Genomic DNA, 5,429 nt, shown 5'->3' with positions numbered 1-5,429 from the left:
TTCGTATAGGAGCTTGACGATGACCTACTCTCACATGGTGAAGCACCACACTACCATCGGCGATGCGTCGTTTCACTTCTGAGTTCGGGATGGGATCAGGTGGTTCCAACGCTCTATGGTCGTCAAGCAATTCGGTTGGGATCTCGTCATGGACGCTATCCCCTGGATACGTGATATAGGCTTGCAGTTCTCGCAAATTTTCGGTCTGTCGACTTCACCATCGACACCACAAATTGTTTGGGTGTTATATGGTCAAGCCTCACGGGCAATTAGTACAGGTTAGCTCAACGCCTCACAACGCTTACACACCCTGCCTATCAACGTCGTAGTCTTCGACGGCCCTTCAGGGGAATCAAGTTCCCAGTGAGATCTCATCTTGAGGCAAGTTTCCCGCTTAGATGCTTTCAGCGGTTATCTCTTCCGAACATAGCTACCCGGCAGTGCCACTGGCGTGACAACCGGAACACCAGAGGTTCGTCCAACCCGGTCCTCTCGTACTAAGGTCAGCCCCTCTCAAATCTCAAACGTCCACGGCAGATAGGGACCGAACTGTCTCACGACGTTCTAAACCCAGCTCGCGTACCACTTTAAATGGCGAACAGCCATACCCTTGGGACCGGCTTCAGCCCCAGGATGTGATGAGCCGACATCGAGGTGCCAAACACCGCCGTCGATATGAACTCTTGGGCGGTATCAGCCTGTTATCCCCGGAGTACCTTTTATCCGTTGAGCGATGGCCCTTCCATACAGAACCACCGGATCACTAAGACCTACTTTCGTACCTGCTCGACGTGTCTGTCTCGCAGTCAAGCGCGCTTTTGCCTTTATACTCTGCGACCGATTTCCGACCGGTCTGAGCGCACCTTCGTACTCCTCCGTTACTCTTTGGGAGGAGACCGCCCCAGTCAAACTACCCACCATACACTGTCCTCGACCCGGATAACGGGCCAGAGTTAGAACCTCAAGGTTGCCAGGGTGGTATTTCAAGGATGGCTCCATGAGAACTGGCGTCCCCACTTCAAAGCCTCCCACCTATCCTACACAAGCAAGCTCAAAGTCCAGTGCAAAGCTATAGTAAAGGTTCACGGGGTCTTTCCGTCTAGCCGCGGATACACTGCATCTTCACAGCGATTTCAATTTCACTGAGTCTCGGGTGGAGACAGCGCCGCCATCGTTACGCCATTCGTGCAGGTCGGAACTTACCCGACAAGGAATTTCGCTACCTTAGGACCGTTATAGTTACGGCCGCCGTTTACCGGGGCTTCGATCAAGAGCTTCGCTTGCGCTAACCCCATCAATTAACCTTCCGGCACCGGGCAGGCGTCACACCCTATACGTCCACTTTCGTGTTTGCAGAGTGCTATGTTTTTAATAAACAGTCGCAGCGGCCTGGTATCTTCGACCGACAAAGGCTTACGTAGTAAATACTTCACCCTCACCGGCGCACCTTCTCCCGAAGTTACGGTGCCATTTTGCCTAGTTCCTTCACCCGAGTTCTCTCAAGCGCCTTGGTATTCTCTACCTAACCACCTGTGTCGGTTTGGGGTACGGTTCCTAGTTACCTGAAGCTTAGAAGCTTTTCCTGGAAGCATGGCATCAACCACTTCGCATTCTAAAAGAACGCTCGTCATCAGCTCTCGGCCTTGATCTCCCGGATTTACCTAAGAAACCAGCCTACAACCTTAAACACGGACAACCAACGCCGTGCTGGCCTAGCCTTCTCCGTCCCTCCATCGCAGTAACTAGAAGTACGGGAATATTAACCCGTTTCCCATCGACTACGCATTTCTGCCTCGCCTTAGGGGCCGACTAACCCTGCGTCGATTAACGTTGCGCAGGAAACCTTGGTCTTTCGGCGTGCGAGTTTTTCACTCGCATTGTCGTTACTCATGTCAGCATTCGCACTTCTGATACCTCCAGCAAGCTTCTCAACTCACCTTCACAGGCTTACAGAACGCTCCTCTACCGCTCACACCTAAATGTGAACCCGTAGCTTCGGTGTATGGTTTGAGCCCCGTTACATCTTCCGCGCAGGCCGACTCGACTAGTGAGCTATTACGCTTTCTTTAAAGGATGGCTGCTTCTAAGCCAACCTCCTAGCTGTCTAAGCCTTCCCACATCGTTTCCCACTTAACCATAACTTTGGGACCTTAGCTGACGGTCTGGGTTGTTTCCCTTTTCACGACGGACGTTAGCACCCGCCGTGTGTCTCCCGTGCTGACACTTGCTGGTATTCGGAGTTTGCATCGGTTTGGTAAGTCGGGATGACCCCCTAGCCGAAACAGTGCTCTACCCCCAGCAGTGATACACGAGGCGCTACCTAAATAGCTTTCGAGGAGAACCAGCTATCTCCGAGCTTGATTAGCCTTTCACTCCGATCCACAGGTCATCCGCTAACTTTTCAACGGTAGTCGGTTCGGTCCTCCAGTCAGTGTTACCTAACCTTCAACCTGCCCATGGATAGATCGCCCGGTTTCGGGTCTATACCCAGCGACTAAAGCGCCCTATTAAGACTCGCTTTCGCTACGCCTCCCCTATTCGGTTAAGCTCGCCACTGAATATAAGTCGCTGACCCATTATACAAAAGGTACGCAGTCACCCAACAAAGTGGGCTCCCACTGCTTGTACGCATACGGTTTCAGGTTCTATTTCACTCCCCTCTCCGGGGTTCTTTTCGCCTTTCCCTCACGGTACTGGTTCACTATCGGTCAGTCAGTAGTATTTAGCCTTGGAGGATGGTCCCCCCATATTCAGACAAGGTTTCTCGTGCCCCGTCCTACTCGATTTCATTGATAAGAGCGTTTCGTGTACGGGGCTATCACCCACTATGGCGGCACTTCCCAGAGCCTTCCACTACACTCTAATCAACTTAAGGGCTAATCCCCGTTCGCTCGCCACTACTTAGGGAATCTCGGTTGATTTCTTTTCCTCAGGGTACTTAGATGTTTCAGTTCCCCTGGTTCGCCTCTTGCACCTATGGATTCAGTACAAGATACCTGGCTTATGCCAGGTGGGTTCCCCCATTCAGAGATCTCCGGATCAAAGTCTGTTTGCCGACTCCCCGAAGCTTATCGCAGGCTACCACGTCTTTCATCGCCTCTGACTGCCAAGGCATCCACCGTATGCGCTTCTTCACTTGACCATATAACCCCAAGCAATCTGGTTACTGTCTCTATCGTGAAGACGACATTCGCCGAAAATTTGCGTCTTGAGAACTACAAATTTTGCCTTGATTAACAATGTGCAGTGAAACACATCGTTAGTCACTTCTATCACATATCCAAATTTTTAAAGAACGATACTTCCGGTCAAAAGACCAGAAATCAGTACGCGTTTCACGCACTCATTTCTGAACTCTCAAACGAGAATGGTGGAGCCAAGGAGGATCGAACTCCTGACCTCCTGCGTGCAAAGCAGGCGCTCTCCCAGCTGAGCTATGGCCCCGTAAGCATCTGTACCCATGATTGGTAGGTCTGGGCAGATTTGAACTGCCGACCTCACCCTTATCAGGGGTGCGCTCTAACCAACTGAGCTACAGACCTATAACAGGGTCGCGCGTTACAGCATCGTCTCTACAGTGAATCAAGCAATTCGTGTGGGAACTTATGAAGAAGCTGATGTCTTCGATTAAGGAGGTGATCCAGCCGCAGGTTCCCCTACGGCTACCTTGTTACGACTTCACCCCAGTCATGAATCACTCCGTGGTAACCGTCCCCCTTGCGGTTAGACTAGCTACTTCTGGAGCAACCCACTCCCATGGTGTGACGGGCGGTGTGTACAAGGCCCGGGAACGTATTCACCGTGACATTCTGATTCACGATTACTAGCGATTCCGACTTCACGCAGTCGAGTTGCAGACTGCGATCCGGACTACGATCGGTTTTATGGGATTAGCTCCACCTCGCGGCTTGGCAACCCTTTGTACCGACCATTGTAGCACGTGTGTAGCCCTGGCCGTAAGGGCCATGATGACTTGACGTCATCCCCACCTTCCTCCGGTTTGTCACCGGCAGTCTCCTTAGAGTGCCCACCCGAGGTGCTGGTAACTAAGGACAAGGGTTGCGCTCGTTACGGGACTTAACCCAACATCTCACGACACGAGCTGACGACAGCCATGCAGCACCTGTGTCTGAGTTCCCGAAGGCACCAATCCATCTCTGGAAAGTTCTCAGCATGTCAAGGCCAGGTAAGGTTCTTCGCGTTGCTTCGAATTAAACCACATGCTCCACCGCTTGTGCGGGCCCCCGTCAATTCATTTGAGTTTTAACCTTGCGGCCGTACTCCCCAGGCGGTCAACTTAATGCGTTAGCTGCGCCACTAAGATCTCAAGGATCCCAACGGCTAGTTGACATCGTTTACGGCGTGGACTACCAGGGTATCTAATCCTGTTTGCTCCCCACGCTTTCGCACCTCAGTGTCAGTATCAGTCCAGGTAGTCGCCTTCGCCACTGGTGTTCCTTCCTATATCTACGCATTTCACCGCTACACAGGAAATTCCACTACCCTCTACCGTACTCTAGCTCGGCAGTTATGAAAGCAGTTCCCAGGTTGAGCCCGGGGCTTTCACTTCCATCTTACCGAACCACCTACGCGCGCTTTACGCCCAGTAATTCCGATTAACGCTTGCACCCTTCGTATTACCGCGGCTGCTGGCACGAAGTTAGCCGGTGCTTATTCTGTTGGTAACGTCAAAATTGCAGGGTATTAGCCTACAACCCTTCCTCCCAACTTAAAGTGCTTTACAATCCGAAGACCTTCTTCACACACGCGGCATGGCTGGATCAGGCTTTCGCCCATTGTCCAATATTCCCCACTGCTGCCTCCCGTAGGAGTCTGGACCGTGTCTCAGTTCCAGTGTGACTGATCATCCTCTCAGACCAGTTACGGATCGTCGCCTTGGTGAGCCTTTACCTCACCAACTAGCTAATCCGACCTAGGCTCATCCGATAGCGCAAGGCCCGAAGGTCCCCTGCTTTCTCCCGTAGGACGTATGCGGTATTAGCGTTCCTTTCGGAACGTTATCCCCCACTACCGGGCAGATTCCTAGGCATTACTCACCCGTCCGCCGCTAAATCCAGGAGCAAGCTCCCTTCATCCGCTCGACTTGCATGTGTTAGGCCTGCCGCCAGCGTTCAATCTGAGCCATGATCAAACTCTTCAGTTCAATACTGCTTGGGTTTTGAGAAAACCCTAAACCTGGCTCAGCAATCGCAAATAAACTCTCGAATTCACGAGTGTTACTTGTGATGCTGATAATCTTTTGACTATCAGTCTTACCTCACAAGCACCCACACGAATTGCTTGATTCAGTTGTTAAAGAGCGTTTCGATCAGGCCTTTCGCCTCAATCAAGGCCGCGCATTCTACAGCAGCCTTTCAATCTGTCAAGCTGTTTTTCGAAGAATTTTTTCTTTCTACTCAACCACTTGC

At 51.7% G+C, this 5,429-nt stretch carries 2 tRNA genes and 3 rRNA genes; all 5 read right to left on the bottom strand.

Features of this window, described 5'->3' with window-relative positions:
* Nucleotides 1-11: 11 nt before the first annotated feature.
* A 5S ribosomal RNA gene (rrf, locus tag NCCP436_RS17405) occupies nt 12-127 on the bottom strand.
* A gap of 121 nt (nt 128-248) precedes the next feature.
* Nucleotides 249-3,142 (bottom strand): 23S ribosomal RNA (locus tag NCCP436_RS17400).
* Nucleotides 3,143-3,368: 226 nt separating this feature from the next.
* Nucleotides 3,369-3,444 (bottom strand) — tRNA-Ala (locus tag NCCP436_RS17395).
* Nucleotides 3,445-3,465: 21 nt separating this feature from the next.
* Nucleotides 3,466-3,542: transfer RNA gene (locus NCCP436_RS17390), tRNA-Ile, on the bottom strand.
* 86 nt (nt 3,543-3,628) lie between these two features.
* Nucleotides 3,629-5,164, bottom strand: a 16S ribosomal RNA gene (locus tag NCCP436_RS17385).
* Together the 16S, 23S and 5S rRNA genes with 2 tRNA genes alongside form the textbook arrangement of a ribosomal RNA operon.
* Nucleotides 5,165-5,429 lie beyond the last annotated feature (265 nt).

Source organism: Pseudomonas sp. NCCP-436, from assembly GCF_019656335.1.
Classification (GTDB): Bacteria; Pseudomonadota; Gammaproteobacteria; order Pseudomonadales; family Pseudomonadaceae; genus Aquipseudomonas.
The sequence above is the reverse complement of the archived record's forward strand: the minus strand, read 5'-3'. Positions and strand labels throughout refer to the sequence as shown.